This window comes from Empedobacter sp. UBA7494 (genome assembly GCF_002478465.1).
Classification (GTDB): domain Bacteria; phylum Bacteroidota; class Bacteroidia; order Flavobacteriales; family Weeksellaceae; genus Empedobacter; species Empedobacter falsenii_B.
The window spans coordinates 1-19,138 of sequence record NZ_DLOC01000008.1; the positions used below are offsets into that span (position 1 = coordinate 1).

Sequence of the window (19,138 nt, forward strand, 5' to 3'; positions counted from 1 at the left end):
AAAACGTATTTTATCATCCTCATCTTTACGTACTTTTTGATAATAAAAAACGGATGTTCTTAAGCTAAATAGACGACAAGCCCTGCGAGAACTTAGCTGATGTTTTTCTTTTGAATACAACACTGATAAAATAACAAAAGGCAAACAAACGTTTGCCTTTTGCTTTATTGTGAATGTTGGGTTGAAAATCACTAATACATCTTGAACATTACCTTACCAGCATGGTGTTATATAATTTATTTTATTATATAACAATTGGATATAATTACATTTTTGTAAAATATTTTTTTTTATTTTTATTTCTTGTTGATTTTTTTCATTAGGTTTTAATGTTATATCTAAGAATAAAATATCATTATTTGTTTCTTTACCATTTATACTACCTTTAAAATATTTAGGGGCAGACCTTTCTAAATCTAATATTAGAGTATCTCTTTTCAATGTATAATAATTATCACTAATTAATCCAGATGATTTATTTTTTTTTGGACTGTAAGTTCTCCAGATTAACTTTGGAATTTCAATGGAGTTTTCGGTATTATTTTCAAATTTGAATAACAATGTATTTTTATTCATTTTTTCAATTGAAATTTCTTGGGAAAAGATATTTGTAACTATAAAAAACATTGCGAAAAATATTAATTTTTTCTTAATCTCCATAATGACTGCTTCTTGATTTTTTTCCTTTATTATTTAATGCCTTATTATGATAATTTACAGCATTTTTAGTATTTTTTGAGGAGTTTGTGTTTGATACTGTCCTAATATATTCTAATCCATGATCTAATATCTCATGAATCATTGCACAACTAGAACAATTACCAGTTTTTCCTCCACTATCGTCATCAAACACTGATGAATCTGTTCTTGAAGAATTCATTCTTAATTTTGCAGTATTAGTTTTATCTAAAGCACTTGGTATATAAAAAAAAGCTCCTCCACGATCAGTTATATTTACCTTTTCTGTAGCTAATGTGGTTAAATTATTAGTATCTATAAATTGACCGTCTTTTACTGTTACTTCAAAAACCTGAATATCAATTTCAACATCTCCAGTCGACTTTGTAAATGCAACATCTATGTGCCTGTTTGAATCTTCAGAAACTTCTTTTAGACCAGAAAAAATATCTTTCTGCTCCTTATTATAACCTTTTTTATTTTCTCGTTGCTCTTTGCTACTTTTATGATTTAACTTACCGTTTTTATTAAATGAAAAACCATGATTTTCTCCTAATTGGTCTTGTATGTAACTTAAAAATAAACTTTGATCATCTTCATTTGTAACTATTACATCTCTACCATCAGGATCTATAACATTTACAGGATTATTTATAGCGTAAATATATGGACTAACAGGATAATACTTTTCTGAATAATAGTCAATGTTAAACCAACGTCCAATCGCAGGATCGTAGTTTCTTGCTCCGTAGTCGTAAAGATTGATGTCTAAGTCTGTTTGTAGTTCTTTACCGTTGTATTTGTACTTATAACCATTCATTATCATAAATATATGAATTAAAAAGAATTGGTCGTACAAAAAAAGCCCAACCGAAGTTGAGCTTTTAAAAATATAGATGAAAGGGTAATAATTTACTCTCCTAAATATAGAACTGTTTTGGCATCGCCGTCTACAGTTACTTTAGTCAAGTTATATTTTGCTAAATTTTTCATTGATTTGTCCCATTTTTTACCGCTTAAAGCAGCTTTGGATTTTAATTCATTCAAATCAATGTTTTCGTTAGCTTTTAAAATTTCAATAATTTGAGTTTCTTCTTCTGTCAATTCGTAAGCTGGTGCAGCTTTTTCTGGACGCATTTGAGGGAAGAATAAAACTTCTTGAATAGATGGATTATTTGTTAAGAACATAATCAAACGGTCCATTCCGATTCCTAAACCTGATGTTGGAGGCATTCCGTACTCTAAAGCACGTAAGAAATCTTGGTCGATGAACATAGCTTCGTCGTCACCTCTATCAGCTAAAGCCATTTGTGCTTCAAAACGCTCACGTTGATCGATAGGGTCATTTAACTCCGAATATGCGTTAGCAATTTCTTTTCCACAAACCATTAATTCGAAACGCTCAGTTAATTCCGGATTATCACGGTGTTTTTTAGTCAATGGAGACATTTCTTTTGGATAATCTGTAATGAAAGTTGGTTGAATGTAGTTTCCTTCACATTTTTCACCAAAAATTTCATCGATTAATTTTCCTTTACCCATCGTCTCATCAACTTCGATTCCCATTCCTTTAGCAGCTTCAAATAATTCTGCTTCAGATTTTCCATCGATATCAAATCCTGTAAAATCAATAATTGATTGACGCATTGTTACACGTTTGTAAGGCGCTTTGAAATCAATTTTATGCTCTCCAAAAGTCGCTTCAGAAGTTCCATTAACAGCGATTGCACAATGCTCTAATAATCGCTCTGTGAAATCCATCATCCAGTTGTAATCTTTGTAAGCAACGTAAATTTCCATTGCTGTAAATTCTGGATTATGCGTACGATCCATCCCTTCGTTACGGAAGTTTTTAGAAAATTCGTAAACTCCATCAAAACCACCAACGATTAATCTCTTTAAATATAATTCGTTCGCGATTCTTAAATATAATGGAATATCTAATGCATTGTGATGCGTAATAAACGGACGAGCTGCTGCACCTCCAGGAATTGATTGTAAAACTGGAGTTTCGACTTCCATGTATCCACGATCGTTGAAGAAATTACGCATTGCATTGAATAAACGTGTACGTTTTAAGAAAATTTCTTTCACGTGTGGGTTTACAACCATGTCTACGTAACGCATACGGTAACGCAATTCTGGATCTGTAAAAGCATCAAATACATGACCTTCGTCGTCAGTTTTTACAATTGGTAATGGACGTAAAGTTTTTGATAACAACGTTAATTTTGTTACGTGAACAGAAATTTCACCCACTTTAGTTTTGAATTCATATCCTTCAATTCCAATAAAATCTCCGATATCCATCAATTTCTTGAAAATTGTATTGTACTCAATTCCTTCTTCAGACGAAGAAATATCATCTCTCGAGATATAAACCTGTACACGACCTTCGCTATCTTGTAACTCAGCGAAAGAAGCTTTCCCCATTACACGAACACTCATCAATCGTCCGGCAAGCTTGACAACCTTTCCTTCTTCGTACTTTTCCTTAATTTCTTTAGAATTAGAAGTTACCACGAATTCTTCGGCAGGGTAAGGCTCAACGCCTAAGTCTCTTAATTGTTGTAGTTTTTCTCTACGAATAATTTCTTGTTCAGACAATTGCATAGTGAATATAATTTATATAAAATGAATGCAAAATTATGAAAAATAATCTTGATTCACGAAGTTTTTATGATTTAATAATGTAAGAATTATCAGTATTGATGCGAGTTTTAGTCTACTAACTCAAAACGACGCTCTAACGTGTAATCCGTATCTTGAAATTTCACCTTTTTGGTTTCGATACTATACGAAATCCATCCATTATCTTTGATACGAGAAGTTGTTTTTACATAATATTTGATATCGTCTTTCAATCTATTTTCAGATGGTTGTTCTGTTCCTAATTTTGTTGCTAATTCTTTTAGATAAGTATACCAAGAATTGGCCAACCAATCTTTATCGGCTTCCTGAAAACTTGACATAATGTAATTGGTTTGCGAAACTCCAATCTCATTCAATTTCAATTCTGTTGTCGCTGGAGTAGGAGAAGTGCTGAATAAATTGTCCAAGTACGACTTATAAACAAAAGGCTCACTTTTTAAAGTAAAATTACTTTTTCCATAAAAATGATGGAATTGACGAATGTCTTTGTCAAATAATTTAACAATATTTTCTTCTGTAGAATATTGTTGAAGATTCTTTTTGATTAACGCAATCGCAGTAGGATTATCCAAATATTTATTCTCTAAATCTTCTGAAGATAAAACCAATTGTTTAATCGTTTTATCTAAATCTGTATAACCTAAAAATCGTCCGTCTTGATCTATTTTAAAGGAAATCGAAACATTATTAACTAACGAAAAAGGATTATTTAAAAATGATTTTGAATTGAATTGTACATTTCTAAAATTCCACTTTACAATGGTTTCATTTTGATAGACATTTTCAATCTGAATAATAACGTTATAAGTATATTGTTCTTGATGTGAAATCGTATCATCTTCCAATTTCACTTCACTTGTTGTTACATTATATCGTTTTTCGTTTCCAATATTCCAATATGTTTTCGGGAAAATAATCGTTTCCTGAGGTGCATTAAAAATAGTATCATTTTCAACAACCGGTGAAATTGTATCTTGAATAGGATCTTGAGCGAATATTTTTATCGAAAAAAATAGAAAAAACAGATAATATGTAAAGTTAATTTTCATTTATAAGCAATCAAACTAATTCAAAAATAGAGCAAATTATCTAAAATGAAGTTTGAAATTCGTTAAAAAATAAAACTTAGTCATTTAAAAGTTTTATACTTAATTGATTAACTGTTTTCTTAGAACCAATGTTTAAGCTAAATAAATATTCAGATTTGATTAAAATTGAATTCAAATCGTATGTATTTTCATATTTTACTTTTAATTCAACTGTTTCTGAATATTTTTTGATTTCTTTTTTTACCTGTTCTTGCGACAAATTCAGTTTAGCGTCATTCAACATATAATACGCCATTTCTTCCCATAATTTCTCAAAATCATCTTTGCTCAAATTTTGGTCAGAAGCAATTGTATACGTACCTTTTTCTTTGTTGATGTCTTTTAGATAAGTATTTGTTGTAGAAGAAATTGGAAATCCAAAAATATTTTCCTGTACAGATTTTCCTTCATATGTTTCACCTAAACGAAAATATTGTCCATTAAAATAATTGAAAACGTGAATTTCTTGCTCAAAAACATACGGAACATATGTTTTCGATTTGACCATTTCCTCAATGTACGCAATATTTGCCTTATAATCATCAGATTTTTTGCGCTGTTTGCCAAGTTTATCTGTTATTTTAAGCAGTTTTTCTTCAATCTGAGGAACATTTAATAATTCTAAAAATTCTCCAGAAGGATTTGTTGTGAATTCGTATTCTATTCCTTCAGAATTATTGATAAAATCGCGGTAAAATTCGTCAGGATCATTAGATTGATTTTTACCATTTACAAATGTATACTTATTGGCAAAATCATTCTTGTCAACCAATTCCATCGATTTATTTGATTGGTTGATGACTTTAGACACCGTGTCATTTACAGATATCGAAAAGTTACGATCTGTAAATGAGTAGTTATATATTTTGTTTAATTCTAAATTTGGTTTTACCTGTACAGATTTTTCTTCAAAATTCACCTGCGCAAAAATAGCAGGAGAATATAGTAAAATCAAGGTAAATAGGCTTGTTTTCATTCTCTCTAAAAGTTGTACAAATATAGAATGATTATTGAATATCCAAGTTATTTATTGAACGAATCATTGTATCAATTGGCTTAGTTTCCGAAATTTCTTTTTCCATTAAAGTTCCACCGATTTCTTTCAGCTTTTTAACCTGCGGAATAAATCGATTTTCTAGCGAACCTATAGCTTTATTGTAACTTTGGGTTGCTTGGTTTAGATTATGACCAACCGTAGCTAAATGTTGTATTAAAACATTCACACGATTGTATAACTCTATTCCAGCATCTCGCATTTGATATATATTTTCCGCAACATTTAATTGTTGCCAGCTAAACGCAATTGTGCGAAGCATTGTAATCAAAGTAGTTGGTGTTGCAATAATTATTCTATTGTTTAGTGCATCTTCTATCAAAGTTCGCTCCAATTCTAACGCAGCACCAAAAGAACTTTCAATTTGCAGATACATCACCACATAATCGGGTGCTTCTGTGTATTGATTCCAATAAGCCTTAGAACTCAAATTCTTTAAATGTTCGCGTACAGCTTTCGCGTGCATTTGCAAATGATGTTTTCTCAAATTTTCATCTTCCGTTTCGAACGCAAGCATATATTGGTTTAACGGAACTTTAGAATCTACAATTACTTTTCGATTTCCAGGAAGATTAACGATTAAATCTGGGCGAAGCAAACCATTTTCTGATTGAACAGAAGTTTGTTCTTCAAAATCACAAAAAGACGACATTCCAGCAAATTCAACCACACGTCGCAAACCAATTTCTCCGTATTTTCCTCTTGTGTGTGAAGTTTTAAGAGCAGAAACTAATGTATTGGTTTCTTTTAGCAATTTATCAGTTGTACCACGCATTGAATCTAAGAAAACTTTAATTTCTGAATAAGCACCTTCTCGAGCTTTTTCTATTTCGGATATTTTTCCGTCAAATTTATTCAAGCTTTCATTTAATGGCTTGATTAACGAATCAATTGCTTGTTGACGTTTTTCTAAATCATTTTGAGAATTAGAAAAATGTTTATCCAATGTTGTTTTCGCTAAATCAAGAAATTGTTCGTTATTACTTTTCAAAACTTGAGCTGAAAGTGCTTCAAATTGCTCTTTTAATCGTTCATTAGTTTCGAGCATAAACGATTTCTGATCCTCCACAGCTTTCATTGCTTCTTGATGGCGAACCGTTAATTCTGTATTTTTTTCGCGCTCTTTTTGCCATTGATCCAAATTGAAATTTGCATCATCTTTTATTTCGATAAATTCATTTTTTAGCGAATCATATTGTTTATGAAGTTCTTGGTATTTTATTTCATTTCCAATTATGGCTGAATTTGCTTTCGATTTTGAATATAAAAAACTGATAACGGCTCCTATGATAAAAAAAAGGATGGATGAAAGTATGATTGCGCTGTTCATAATCTTAAAATTTAAACAAAGGAACGATTTTATACGACACAATATGTCGTTATTAAAAATAAAATCATAAAAAAACGACTTCTAAGAATCGTTTTTTGATCTTAAATTAATTGTTTTGATCTCTTTAGATAATTTTTGTGCCTTTTATAAAATTAATGTTAAGAAAAAAGACAGCTTGAAAAAAGCTGTCTTTGTATGATTATAAATGAATAGAATCTTGGGATTCTGTCCTTAAATTATCTTTTGTTTCGAAGATAGAATTTTTGATGATTTGAGAACTTTCGTTCAAAATTGGTAAAATCTGGCTTTCGTCTTTTGTTTCTTTAAATCCTAGTTCTAAAATCGGATCGATATAATACAAAATACTTGATGTTAAAAGTAAAGAGATTATTAATCCTAATGCCGCTCCACTAAATCGATTAATGATTCCTAAACCAACTGCTTCTACCGTTTTTTGCGTTAAACTTGACGCTAATTTTATCGTGAAAAAAGCAATTGTAAATGTAATAACTAACGCAACCAAAGAAGTTAAACTGTCTGCTACAATGTTGTATGAATCGACATAAACTTCGATGATTTGATAAAATTTGAAACTTAACCAAATAGCTACAAAAAAACCGACTAACCCAATTAATTGAGAAATAAAACCTTTGAAAAATCCGTTGATAAAACCAAAAGCTAATGCAATTAAAATTAGAATATCAAGTTGATTGAAATCAGACATTAAGCGTTTTGTAATTGATGTTTTTCAGCGATTTTTTTCAATGTTCCAACTAAGACATCAATATCTTCTTTAGTTGTTTCGTATGAAAAAGATACACGTAAAGGCGTCATTTGATCAATTTCTTCTTCTGTGTACAATGTTTGCATAACTAATGAAACTTTTGCTGCACCAGAACTGCAAGCACTTCCTTGTGAAACAGCGATACCAGCTAATTCTAATTCGAATCCGATTAAGCTATCATGGAATGGTAATTTGATGCTTAATAATGCATACAAACTTTTGTCTAAATCATCTGATAATCCATTGAAAGAAACTTCTGGAATAGCTGATTTTAATTGATCGATTGTATATTGTTTAATTTCTTTGATGTGATTAACATGAGCTTCTAACTCATCAATTGCTAAATCAAAAGCTTTCGAAAGCCCAACAATTCCATACACATTTTCGGTACCAGAACGCATTCCTCTTTCTTGTCCTCCTCCAGCAATCAAGGCTTTTAAATGCGAAGCTTTTTTTGCATATAAAAATCCAGCACCTTTTGGTCCATGAATTTTGTGCGCTGAACAAGAAGCGAAATCCATTCCCAAATCTTGGAAATCTAAATCGTAATGACCAACTGTTTGTACCGTATCTGTGTGGAACAATGTATTATTTTCTTGACACAATTGCGAAATACGTTTAACATCTGTTAAATTTCCAATTTCGTTGTTGGCATGCATCAAAGAAACCAATGTTTTTTTAGATTGATCTTTAACCAATTCCTCTAATTGAGCATAATCAATGTCTCCATTTTTCTGAATATTGATGCGGATTACTTCAACTTTTCCACGATATTCTAAATCTTTGATACTTTCTTGTACACATTTGTGCTCCATATCCGAAGTAATGATACGTGTAACATCTAAATCATTTACACAAGAACGTATAATCGTATTGTTAGATTCTGTCCCACAAGAAGTAAAATAAATTTCGGCAGGAGAAACATTCAAACGCTGGGCAATGTTCTTTCGAGCCATTTCTATAAGTGCCTTGGCTTCTCTACCAAAAACGTGGGTAGAAGATGGATTTCCGAAAACATTTTTCATCACATTTGCCATTTCGTCAACTACTTCTGGACGAATTGCTGTGGTTGCTGCATTGTCTAAATATACTCTTTGCATTATCGATTATTTACTGTATTGTTGTTTACTTTGAGGCTTTGAACAACAAATTTAAGTAAAATGTAAGGATTGAAAAAGTAAAATGTTATTTAAAACGCATCAAGTCCGAAGACAAAAATCTCCACTCGGGTGTAAGAAGTGTGCCTTCTTTTGCAATATACCATGGTGAGATTAAATCGTTGCTTGGATTAGAAAGAATATGAATGTCTTGACTTGGATAATAACTTTGAGCCAAAATGAATATTTTATTCCCATTTTTATCTTTCGCTAAATCAATTACCATTACAGCATGACTTTTTATATTTCCCTTTTGAAAAAATACATCACCAATTTGAATTTCTTTGATTGAAATAGGTTTTAGAAGTTGAGCAATTGTTTGAGAATTGCTATTTTCTAAATAATGCGTCAAATAATCCATGAATTTTGGATAAGAATAATCCCCTTTTACAAATGTTGTATATGTAATTGGATTCGCTAAAACTTTCGCTAATTTATCTATTTCATTGTATTTTTTTTCACGGTAAAAATATTCTAAACGCAAACTCATGATTGCATTTGAATTAAATTGAACATTTTTCTTGGGTTGTTCCAAATCTAAAACTCCAACATAAATATTGGGATTAGATTTTTTTTGTCCATCAAATGTATAAACAGGCGTATTGTTATTTTTTAAGGATAAATTATTTATCCATTTTCCAAAACCCGTATAATTTTGATTTCTACTAAATTTTTCAAGAGTATCAAATCTCTTGAAAATCTTTAATTCACGTGTATGAACTAAACTACTTTCTTCATTTTCAAGCAATTCATTATTTGAAGATGATTTTAAAATCTGTGTGTTACAAGATGATAAAATGGTAAAAAACGATAGAGTTAAAAAAAATGTATTCTTAAAAATTTTCATTGAAATGTTGAAAAAAACGTGCTATTCTTTGGTTAAGAGTTGAATTTGATCTCTTAATTCGGCTGCTTTTATAAAATCTAAATTTTTTGCAGCATTTTCCATTTCTTTCTGCAATTTTTGTACCAATTTCTCTTTATCTTCTGTCGAATAATTTTCATTAATCTCTGCTGCTTGTTGAATCAAATGTTTTTGTTCGTAAGGATTTTCTTCAAAATCTGCTGCAGCTAAACTTAGTTTCGTTATTTTTTTGTTTAAAGCTTGCGGAACTTTATTGTGATCTTTGTTGTATTTCATTTGAATTTCACGACGACGATTTGTTTCATCAATCGTTAATTGCATACTATCTGTAATTCTATCTGCGTACATAATCGCCAAACCATTCACGTTACGAGCAGCACGACCAACCGTTTGCGTTAAAGAACGATGACTTCTTAAGAAACCTTCTTTATCAGCATCCAAAATTGCAACCAGAGAAACTTCAGGTAAATCTAAACCTTCTCTCAAAAGATTAACACCAACCAAAACATCAAATAAACCAGCCCGTAAATCAGCCATAATCTGAACACGTTCTAACGTATCCACGTCAGAATGAATATAACGACATCGAACGCCATATTTTGTCAAATATTTCGTTAACTCTTCCGCCATTCGTTTCGTTAAAGTAGTGACCAAAACACGTTCGTCTAACTCTACTCGTTTATTGATTTCTTCCATCAAATCATCGACTTGATTTTGCGTAGGACGAATTTCAATAATTGGATCTAATAATCCTGTTGGACGAATGACTTGCTCTACAACAACTCCTTCCGATTTTTCTAATTCATAATTCGCAGGTGTTGCTGAAACATAAATCACTTGATTTTGTAAAGCTTCAAATTCTTCGAATTTTAACGGACGATTGTCCATTGCAGCTGGAAGTCGGAAACCATATTCTACTAAATTCTCCTTGCGCGAGCGGTCTCCACCATACATTGCATGAACTTGAGAAACTGTAACGTGCGACTCATCAATCACCATCAAATAATCTTCTGGGAAATAATCTAACAAACAGAATGGACGAGTTCCTGGTTCGCGACCGTCTAAGTATCTCGAATAATTCTCGATTCCAGAACAATATCCCAATTCTTTGATCATTTCCAAATCGAATTCAGTACGTTCTTGCAAACGTTTTGCTTCGAGATGTTTTCCGATTTCATGATAATATTCAACTTGTTTACCCAAATCGATCTGAATATCAGCAATTGCACCATTTAAAGTGTCTTTAGAAGTAACAAAAAGATTGGCTGGATAAATATTAATTTTATCTAATTTAGTTGAAGTTTTACCTGTTTCAACATTGAAAACAGAGATTTCTTCGATTTCATCACCAAAGAAATTAATTCTGATTCCATCATCCGCATAAGCAGGAAAAATATCTAATGTATCACCTTTAATTCTAAAATTTCCGCGTTGAAAAGCGCCTTCTGTTCTCGAATATAAAGCTTGAACTAATTTATGTAAAAAAGCTGTTCTCGAAATAATTTGCCCCGTTTCTATCTGAATCACATTTTTATGAAATTCTGTTGGATTTCCAATACCATATAAACACGAAACTGAAGCCACAACCAAAATATCACGACGACCAGAAAGTAGGGAAGAAGTAGTACTTAAACGAAGCTTTTCAATTTCTTCATTGATTGATAAATCTTTCTCGATATAGGTTCCAGACGAAGGAATATATGCCTCGGGTTGATAATAATCATAGTAAGAAACGAAATATTCGACTGCATTATTCGGAAAAAATTCTTTGAATTCCATATACAACTGTGCCGCCAACGTTTTGTTATGTGCCAAAACCAAAGTTGGACGTTGCACATCTTGTACAACATTCGCGATTGTAAATGTTTTACCAGAACCTGTAACACCCAAAAGTGTTTGATAACGATCATTATTTAGAATACCATTTGATAATTCTTCAATAGCTTTTGGTTGATCACCGGTAGGCTTGAATTCAGAATTTAATTGAAACTGCATTCTACAAATTTACAAATTATTCAGATAAAAAAGGATTGTTATGAATTGTGATTTTAAATAGAAGTTTATAAAAAATAAAAAGGCGACTTTAAGTCACCTTTTCATCAAAACCACAAAAAAATGAGAAAACTGTTTACTTAGTAAACAAACTTCCTTCCATTATTACAAGCTATTGCCCGCTATAACCATTGCAAATATATGTCGGTTTTCTGTGCGTGCACAATAATTTGTAATACTTTGTTTTATTGGTGTCGATAAAAGTTATTTATAATAGTGTTAAAATAGCTGATTACAACGTTTTCGTTGATTTGAATAAACTTTATAGTGTTAAGTTTACACTAGCGAATTTTTCGCTAAATTCCATAATTTATCTAATTCGGAAATGGTTAAATTAGCTATGTTTTGACCATTTTCTTTCGCGATTTCTTCTATTTTCTGAAAACGTGCGATAAATTTTTTGTTCGATCTTTCTAAAGCATCTTCAGAATTGATGCCATTAAATCGTCCATAATTAATTAAAGAAAATAAAATGTCACCAAATTCCATCTCTTTATCAGTAGGATTTTGTTCTTCTTTGAATTCATTAATTTCCTCGATAATTTTATCAATAACTTGATCAGAATTTTCAAATTCAAATCCAACACCTTTTACTTTGTCTTGAATTCGGTATGCTTTTACCATTGCTGGGAGAGAAGTAGGAACGCCAGAAAGTACAGATTTATTGCCTTCTTTTAGCTTGATTTGTTCCCAATTTTGAAGCACTTTTTCTTCTGTATTTACTTCTACATCCCCGTAAATATGTGGATGACGATGAATTAATTTGTCACAAATACCATTTAAAACATCAGCAACATCGAAGTTGTTTTGCTCTGATGCGATTTTAGAATAAAAAACTAGGTGAAGAAAAACATCACCTAGTTCTTTTTTTATTTCATCCGAATCTTTTTCGATGATAGCATCCGAAAGTTCATAAATTTCTTCGATAGATAACGTACGCAATGTTTCCATTGTTTGTTTACGATCCCACGGACATTTTTCACGTAATTCATCCATTATATCCAACAATCTTTCGAAAGCCTGTAATTGATCTTTACGTGTATTCATCTCTAATTATTCAGCGTCTTTATCTTTTTTTGCTGTTGTTTTTTTAGCAGCAGTTTTTTTAGCTGGTTTTTCTTCAGCCTCTTTTTTGTCAGCAGCCTTTTTAGCAGGAGCTTTCTTTTTTGGTTTTTCTTCCACAACAACTTCTTCTGTAGCTTCTACTTCAGCAACAGGAGCTTCTTGTGCTTGTTGAGCAGCCATTGCAGCTTCTACAGCAGCTAAGTCGATGTTTAATAATCCGTTTTTGTGTAAGATATTATACCATTGGAATAATTTTTTCAAATCAGAATCATAAACTCTTGAATCGTCATATTCTGGTAAAACTTCTTCCATATATTTACGCAATTCTGTACCAGAAGTTTTGTAATCGATCGTTTCTCCTCCGTTTTCTTTTTTGTAAATTCTGAAGAAAACTTCAGCCAAAGGAAATTCTTGTGATACTCCGTAAATAGCAACGTTGTCTAATAAACTAACATTGTAGTTAGAAGCGATTGAGATTTTTTTACCTTTTTCTAAATCTTCAACAACAAAACCACCTCTTGTTTGAGAAACTAAACGGTATAATCCTGGTTTTCCTGAAATTGCGATAACTCTTGATAAATCCATATTCTATTATGTTTAAGGGTCTATGAAGGGAATTTCATTTTGTAACTCGTGTTTACTTTCCCTTTTGTTATATTTTTTAATTTATTACTTATTAATTTCTTTTTAAAGCTCGAAATATAGTCAATAAAAAGCTTTCCTTCCAAATGATCGTATTCGTGTTGAATAACTCGAGCGCGAATATCCGAAAAAGTTTCGGTATGTTTCACCCAATTTTCATCAAAATATTCTAAAGTTACCGATTCTGGACGTGTTACATCTTCGTGAATGTGAGGAATACTCAAACATCCTTCTGTAAAAGCCCATTCGTCTCCTTCTGAACTACTGATTTTTTTTGGATTGATGAAAACACGTTTGAAATCTTTTAATTCATCTTTTACATCATCATAATCTTCATCTTCTTCGAAAGGCGAGCAATCAACAACAAATAAACGTATATCTTTCCCGATCTGAGGTGCTGCGATACCAACTCCGTTAGAGTCATACATTGTATCGAACATATTTTGGATCAGTTCTTGTAAATTTTTATAATCTTGATCGATTTCTTGTGAAACTTTACGCAAGACAGGATCTCCGTAAGCTACAACTGGTAATACCATTTTCTGATCTTTTTTTATTAATTTAACGGCAAAGATACAATTTGTTATAGTTTATGTGATAAAAATGATTGTAAAATTATTACGGCACTCACTTTATCGACCATTCCTTTTTCTTGACGTTTTTTCTTTTTCATTCCTCCAGCAAACATTGCTTGAGAAGCCATTTTTGAGGTAAACATCTCATTTTCACGATGAATTTTAATCAACGGAAATTGTTCAGAAAATTTTTTCAAAAAAGGTTGAATTTGATTTTCTATCTCATTTAATTCTCCTGAAAAACGAACAGATAATCCAACTACAAGGTCAGAAACGTTTTCTTTCTCGATATATTGTTTCAAGAAATCCATCAATTTTGATGTATCAATTGTATCAACTGGCGAAGCTATAATTTGCAATTCATCGGTTACGGCAACGCCTGTTCTTTTTCCTCCGTAATCTAACGCTAATATTCGTGACATTTAGCAAATTTAAAAAAACGATTCAATAATAAATAATCTCTTTGAAATCCCTTGATTATAATTTTTATATTTGTGGCTATTATTAATAAAGATGGAGAATTTAAAACAAATCATAGAAAAAGCTTGGTACAATAGAGAATTGTTACAAGAAGAGTCAACACAAACTGCAATTCGTGAAGTAATTGAGTTAATAGATAACGGACAATTACGTTGTGCAGAACCAGTAGGTGAAGATTGGCAAGTAAACGAATGGGTGAAAAAAGCAGTTGTAATGTATTTCCCAATTCAGAAAATGGAAACTTTAGAAGCAGGAATTTTTGAATACCATGATAAAATGGAATTGAAACGTAACTATGCTGAAAAAGGAATTCGTGTTGTTCCCAATGCTGTTGCTCGCTATGGTGCGTATATTTCTACGGGAGTTATTTTAATGCCTTCTTATGTAAACATTGGTGCGTATGTGGACGAAGGAACAATGGTTGATACTTGGGCTACTGTAGGTTCTTGCGCTCAAATTGGGAAAAATGTTCATTTATCTGGTGGTGTAGGAATTGGTGGAGTTTTAGAGCCATTGCAAGCTGCGCCAGTAATTATTGAAGATAATGCGTTCATCGGATCTCGTTGTATCGTTGTAGAAGGAGTTCGTGTAGGTAAAGAAGCGGTTTTAGGAGCAAATGTAGTGTTAACAGCATCAACTAAAATTATTGATGTTACAGGTGACGAACCAGTAGAAATCAAAGGTTATGTTCCTGCTCGTTCAGTAGTTATTCCAGGTTCTTACACAAAGAAATTTGCTGCAGGTGAATACCAAGTTCCATGTGCTTTGATCATCGGAACTCGTAAAGAGTCTACAGATAAAAAAACTTCATTAAACGATGCATTACGCGAGCATAATGTGGCGGTTTAAGTAGAATAAATTTTATAAAATATAATCCTCAGCGGTTTTGTTGAGGATTTTTTTATTTTCGAATCAAACATATTTTAGTAGTTTTGCTTTATAACTATGTTTTATGAAAATTTTGATTATCCAACACAAGATGATAGGCGATGTTTTAATCACATCATTGTTGTGCGAAAATATCAAAAAAGCTTATCCAAATGCTATTGTTGATTATTTAATCAATAGTAATACTTTGCCTGTTTTAGAGAATAATCCATACATCGATCATAAAATTGTCTTCGATGAAAAAGAAAACAAAGGTTTGATGAATTTGATTAAATTCTCGAAAAAAGTTAATCAAAATAAATACGATATTGTAATTGATGCTTACTCAAAATTACAGAGTTGGGTAGATGTTTTTATCAATAACGCACCAAAAAAAATATCGTACAAAAAGATTGGAAGAACGTTTTTGTATACAGATAATGTAGAAAAACATGACGAACCAAATTCATATTTAGGTTTAGCAATCGAACATCGTTTGTCTTTATTGAAGCCTTTAGGAATTAAAATTCCTTTGGCTACAGAACCAAAATTATATTTAACAGAAGAAGAAATAAACTTTGCGAAAGATTTATTTACAAAACATCAAGTTGATTCTACTCGTAAAACGGTTATGATTAGTTTGCTTGGTTCTGATCCTTCAAAAACTTATCCGTTGAATGAAATGGCAAAAATGATTGATTTTATTGGTCAACATTATAATGTCAATATTTTATTCAATTATTTTCCGAAACAGTTACCACAAGCCAAGGAAGTTTATAATCAATTATCTGATGAAACCAAATCGAAAGTTTATTTTGAATTGTTGGGTAATGATTTGCGTCAATTTATTGCAATTGCAAATGAATGTGATGTGATTGTTGGAAATGATGGAGGGGCAATTAATATGTCGAAAGCTTTAGGGAAAAGATCATTTATTATTTTTTCTCCTTGGATTGATAAAAAAGTTTGGGCAACTTTCGAAGATGGAATTAATCACACAAGTGTTCATTTGAAAGATTATTTTCCCGAAAAGTTTGCAGATCTAAATAACCGAAGAATAAAAAAACGAGTTGATGAATTCTATTCATTCTTTGATTTTGAATTGTTTAAAGACAAATTACAAAAATTTCTTGATCAGAATGAAATTGAACGACAATTTAAATCAGATAAAAGCGTTGAATTAGAAACTCAAAAAGATTATTCTATAGAATCAATGTCTACTAAAATTACAGCTTTACTAATAACTTATAATGAAGAGAAAAACATCCAACGATATTTAAATCATGTTGGACAATATGCTGAAGAAATAATTATAGTAGATTCTTATAGCACTGATAAAACAGAGGAAATAGCGTTGCAAAATCCTAAAGTAAAATTTGTAAAACGTAAGTTTGATAATTTTACGAGTCAACGAAACTATTCCATTTCACTGGCAAATAACGAATGGGTTACCTTTTTTGATGCCGACGAAGGGATTCCTTCAGAATTGATAAAAGAGATGGTTTCTACTATTAAAAATCAGCCAAAATTTGATGCGTATTATGTTTATAGAAAATTCTTTTTTAAGAAGAAGCATATCAAATATTCGGGCATGCAAAATGATAAAGCTGTTCGAATTTTTAAAAAATCTAAATCTCAATACAAATCAGATAGAATGGTTCATGAGATTATAGAATGTAATGGTAGAACAGGTTATTTAACAAACAAACTTGATCATTTTACATTTGATAATGAACAAGAATATTTAGACAAACTGAATAGTTATTCTCGCTTACGAGCACAAGAACTTCGTCTTAAAAATCTGAAACCATCATTTTATCATTATATTATAAAACCTGCCTATCGTTTTTTAAATTATTTCGTAATGAGACTTGGTTTTTTAGATGGAAAAGATGGTTATACAATTGCAAAACTACATGCAATTTCTGTTGCAAATCGTTATAAATATTTGGACGAAATTTATAGAAAAGAAAATCAAAACTTAGGTTAAATAAAGAAGTTTAGGATTTTATTATACATTTGTCATACATTAAAAATAATACAATGAAAGCATATGTTTTTCCAGGACAAGGTGCTCAATTCTCTGGAATGGGTAAAGACTTGTACGAAAATTCTGAAATCGCAAAAGAATTATTTGATAAAGCAAACGAAATCTTAGGATTTGATATAAAATCAATTATGTTTGAAGGTTCTGCAGAAGACCTAAAACAAACAAAAGTTACACAACCTGCAGTTTTTTTACATTCTGTTATTTTAGCGAAAACTTTACCAGATTTTAAACCAGAAATGGTTGCAGGACATTCTTTAGGAGAAATTTCTGCTTTAGTTGCAAATGAAACGTTAGATTTTGAATCTGGATTAAAATTAGTGTACAAACGTGCTTTAGCAATGCAAGCTGCTTGTGAAGCTAATCCATCAACAATGGCTGCAATTTTAGGATTAGAAGACAAAATTGTTGAAGATGCTTGTGCAGAAATTGATGGAGTTGTAGTTGCTGCAAATTACAATTGCCCAGGTCAATTAGTGATTTCTGGAGAGATTGAAGCGGTTAACGTAGCATGTGAAAAATTGAAAGAATTAGGCGCAAAACGTGCTTTAGTTTTACCTGTTGGTGGAGCTTTTCATTCACCTTTAATGAAACCTGCAGAAGAAGAATTAGCAAAAGCCATTGAAGAAACAACATTCAATACGCCAATTTGTCCAGTATATCAAAATGTAAGTACAACTGCCGTTACAGATCCTGCAGAAATCAAGAAAAACTTGATTGCACAATTAACTGCTCCTGTAAAATGGACGCAATCTGTACAAAATATGATTGCTGATGGTGCGACTGAATTTATTGAGGTTGGACCAGGAAACACTTTACAAGGTTTAGTGAAGAAAATAAACAGAGAGGTTGCGACTTCTTCGGCACAAATCTAAAATAAATGAAAACATACCGTTCCAATGGAAAATTATTCCTTATCGGGGAATATATTGTAATTGATGGAGCGAAAGCATTTGCATTGCCCACGAAATATGGGCAATGTTTGTTTGTAGAAAATTCATCAGAAACAGAAAATTTAATCACTTGGAAAGCGACAAAATTTGATAATTCTATTTGGTTTGAAGCTGAAATTAGATTGAATGATTTAGAAATAATTTCTTCTACAAATGATAAATTAAGTCAATCATTACAAATGATTTTAAAACAAGCTAAATCGTTAAATCCTGATTTTTTCAATTCTAATAATAGTTATCAATGTTTAACGAAGTTAGAATATCCGCAAGAATGGGGATTGGGAAGTAGCTCGACTTTGATTGATTTAATTAGCCAATGGATTGAAATAAATCCGTTTGAACTGAATCAATTAACCTTCAATACAAGTGGTTATGATATTGCATGTGCGCATCATCATCAGCCCATTTTGTTTTCGAATAATCCTATCGAAGTAGAAGATTTAGAATTGAATTGGAATTTTAAAGATCAACTTTATTTTGTTTATCTTAATCAAAAGCAAGATACACAAGCCGTTGTTGGAAATCATTATAAGAACAAATCAAAAGATTGGAAAATGATTCAAGAGCTTTCTGATTTGGTTGTTCAAGCAACTAAAGTTGAGAATTTAACTGATTTAGAATCTATTTTAGATGAATATCAAGCACGATTAGGAGATTTTATGCAAATTTCGCAAGTCAAAGAATTGCATTTTCCTGATTATTTAGGAGCTGTAAAAAGCCTCGGAGCTTGGGGCGGAGATTTTGTTTTAGTGACGTATAGAGAAGGAATGAACGATTATTTTAAAGAAAAAGGATATGAGATTATTATTCCGTTTTCTGAAATGATAAAATAACAAAAAAGCAGATTTA

General features: G+C 31.3%; 19 protein-coding genes. 4 read left to right on the forward strand and 15 right to left on the reverse strand.

The genetic code is table 11. The features are described 5' to 3' along the window. The 15 genes from B4E95_RS00945 to ruvX form a co-directional block, all read right to left on the reverse strand. On the reverse strand, positions 1 to 192 hold a 192-nt coding region (locus B4E95_RS00945; protein ID WP_291089203.1), incomplete at its 3' end, for a hypothetical protein. A gap of 21 nt (positions 193 to 213) precedes the next feature. Next, positions 214 to 660, reverse strand: coding sequence for a hypothetical protein (locus B4E95_RS00950; protein WP_291089206.1), 447 nt, complete (start codon positions 658 to 660; stop codon positions 214 to 216). Next, on the reverse strand, positions 650 to 1,498 hold the full coding sequence (locus B4E95_RS00955) for an RHS repeat-associated core domain-containing protein (RefSeq protein ID WP_291089208.1): 849 nt from the start codon (positions 1,496 to 1,498) through the stop codon (positions 650 to 652). The genes B4E95_RS00950 and B4E95_RS00955 overlap by 11 nt, the downstream gene beginning before the upstream one ends. Before the next feature lie 92 nt (positions 1,499 to 1,590). After that, positions 1,591 to 3,291, reverse strand: coding sequence for a lysine--tRNA ligase (gene lysS / locus B4E95_RS00960; RefSeq protein WP_291064055.1), 1,701 nt, complete (start codon positions 3,289 to 3,291; stop codon positions 1,591 to 1,593). A gap of 107 nt (positions 3,292 to 3,398) precedes the next feature. Beyond that, positions 3,399 to 4,379, reverse strand: a complete 981-nt coding sequence (locus B4E95_RS00965) for a hypothetical protein (RefSeq protein ID WP_291089212.1) — start codon at positions 4,377 to 4,379, stop codon at positions 3,399 to 3,401. Between the two features lie 76 nt (positions 4,380 to 4,455). Next, on the reverse strand, positions 4,456 to 5,394 hold the full coding sequence (locus B4E95_RS00970; protein ID WP_114999803.1) for a hypothetical protein: 939 nt from the start codon (positions 5,392 to 5,394) through the stop codon (positions 4,456 to 4,458). A 31-nt stretch (positions 5,395 to 5,425) separates the two neighbouring features. Further along, the gene (gene rmuC / locus B4E95_RS00975) at positions 5,426 to 6,802 is read right to left on the reverse strand and encodes a DNA recombination protein RmuC (protein ID WP_291065514.1); all 1,377 of its coding nucleotides are present in this window, start codon (positions 6,800 to 6,802) and stop codon (positions 5,426 to 5,428) included. Between the two features lie 199 nt (positions 6,803 to 7,001). Beyond that, positions 7,002 to 7,526 carry a CvpA family protein gene (locus B4E95_RS00980; protein WP_291089215.1) on the reverse strand — a complete coding sequence of 175 codons (525 nt, stop codon included), beginning with the start codon at positions 7,524 to 7,526 and terminating at the stop codon, positions 7,002 to 7,004. Further along, positions 7,526 to 8,686 (reverse strand): cysteine desulfurase family protein, encoded by a 1,161-nt coding sequence (locus B4E95_RS00985; protein WP_221854591.1) that lies wholly within the window; start codon positions 8,684 to 8,686, stop codon positions 7,526 to 7,528. The genes B4E95_RS00980 and B4E95_RS00985 overlap by 1 nt, the downstream gene beginning before the upstream one ends. Positions 8,687 to 8,771: 85 nt before the next feature. Next, positions 8,772 to 9,491, reverse strand: coding sequence for a DUF4846 domain-containing protein (locus tag B4E95_RS00990; RefSeq protein ID WP_291089218.1), 720 nt, complete (start codon positions 9,489 to 9,491; stop codon positions 8,772 to 8,774). A gap of 120 nt (positions 9,492 to 9,611) precedes the next feature. Then, on the reverse strand, positions 9,612 to 11,603 hold the full coding sequence (gene uvrB, locus B4E95_RS00995; RefSeq protein WP_291089221.1) for an excinuclease ABC subunit UvrB: 1,992 nt from the start codon (positions 11,601 to 11,603) through the stop codon (positions 9,612 to 9,614). A 333-nt stretch (positions 11,604 to 11,936) separates the two neighbouring features. Further along, on the reverse strand, positions 11,937 to 12,707 hold the full coding sequence (mazG, locus tag B4E95_RS01000; protein ID WP_221854588.1) for a nucleoside triphosphate pyrophosphohydrolase: 771 nt from the start codon (positions 12,705 to 12,707) through the stop codon (positions 11,937 to 11,939). 6 nt (positions 12,708 to 12,713) lie between these two features. Beyond that, positions 12,714 to 13,310, reverse strand: coding sequence for a DUF5606 domain-containing protein (locus tag B4E95_RS01005; protein ID WP_291063303.1), 597 nt, complete (start codon positions 13,308 to 13,310; stop codon positions 12,714 to 12,716). A gap of 20 nt (positions 13,311 to 13,330) precedes the next feature. Next, a complete protein-coding gene (gene def / locus B4E95_RS01010; RefSeq protein WP_114999818.1) occupies positions 13,331 to 13,906 on the reverse strand; it encodes a peptide deformylase in 576 nt (191 codons plus the stop codon). A 44-nt stretch (positions 13,907 to 13,950) separates the two neighbouring features. Continuing rightward, positions 13,951 to 14,364 carry a Holliday junction resolvase RuvX gene (gene ruvX / locus B4E95_RS01015; RefSeq protein WP_038333513.1) on the reverse strand — a complete coding sequence of 138 codons (414 nt, stop codon included), beginning with the start codon at positions 14,362 to 14,364 and terminating at the stop codon, positions 13,951 to 13,953. Between the two features lie 91 nt (positions 14,365 to 14,455). Between ruvX and B4E95_RS01020 the strand changes: the two genes are divergently transcribed. The 4 genes from B4E95_RS01020 (at position 14,456) to B4E95_RS01035 (ending at position 19,122) form a co-directional block, all read left to right on the forward strand. Continuing rightward, positions 14,456 to 15,271, forward strand: a complete 816-nt coding sequence (locus B4E95_RS01020; protein ID WP_291063305.1) for a 2,3,4,5-tetrahydropyridine-2,6-dicarboxylate N-succinyltransferase — start codon at positions 14,456 to 14,458, stop codon at positions 15,269 to 15,271. Positions 15,272 to 15,374: 103 nt separating this feature from the next. After that, the gene (locus B4E95_RS01025; RefSeq protein ID WP_291089225.1) at positions 15,375 to 17,279 is read left to right on the forward strand and encodes a glycosyltransferase; all 1,905 of its coding nucleotides are present in this window, start codon (positions 15,375 to 15,377) and stop codon (positions 17,277 to 17,279) included. A gap of 53 nt (positions 17,280 to 17,332) precedes the next feature. Beyond that, positions 17,333 to 18,211: an ACP S-malonyltransferase gene (fabD, locus tag B4E95_RS01030; protein WP_280062458.1), complete on the forward strand. Its 879-nt coding sequence runs from the start codon at positions 17,333 to 17,335 to the stop codon at positions 18,209 to 18,211. A 5-nt stretch (positions 18,212 to 18,216) separates the two neighbouring features. Continuing rightward, positions 18,217 to 19,122: a GYDIA family GHMP kinase gene (locus tag B4E95_RS01035; protein ID WP_291089230.1), complete on the forward strand. Its 906-nt coding sequence runs from the start codon at positions 18,217 to 18,219 to the stop codon at positions 19,120 to 19,122. Positions 19,123 to 19,138: the final 16 nt, after the last annotated feature.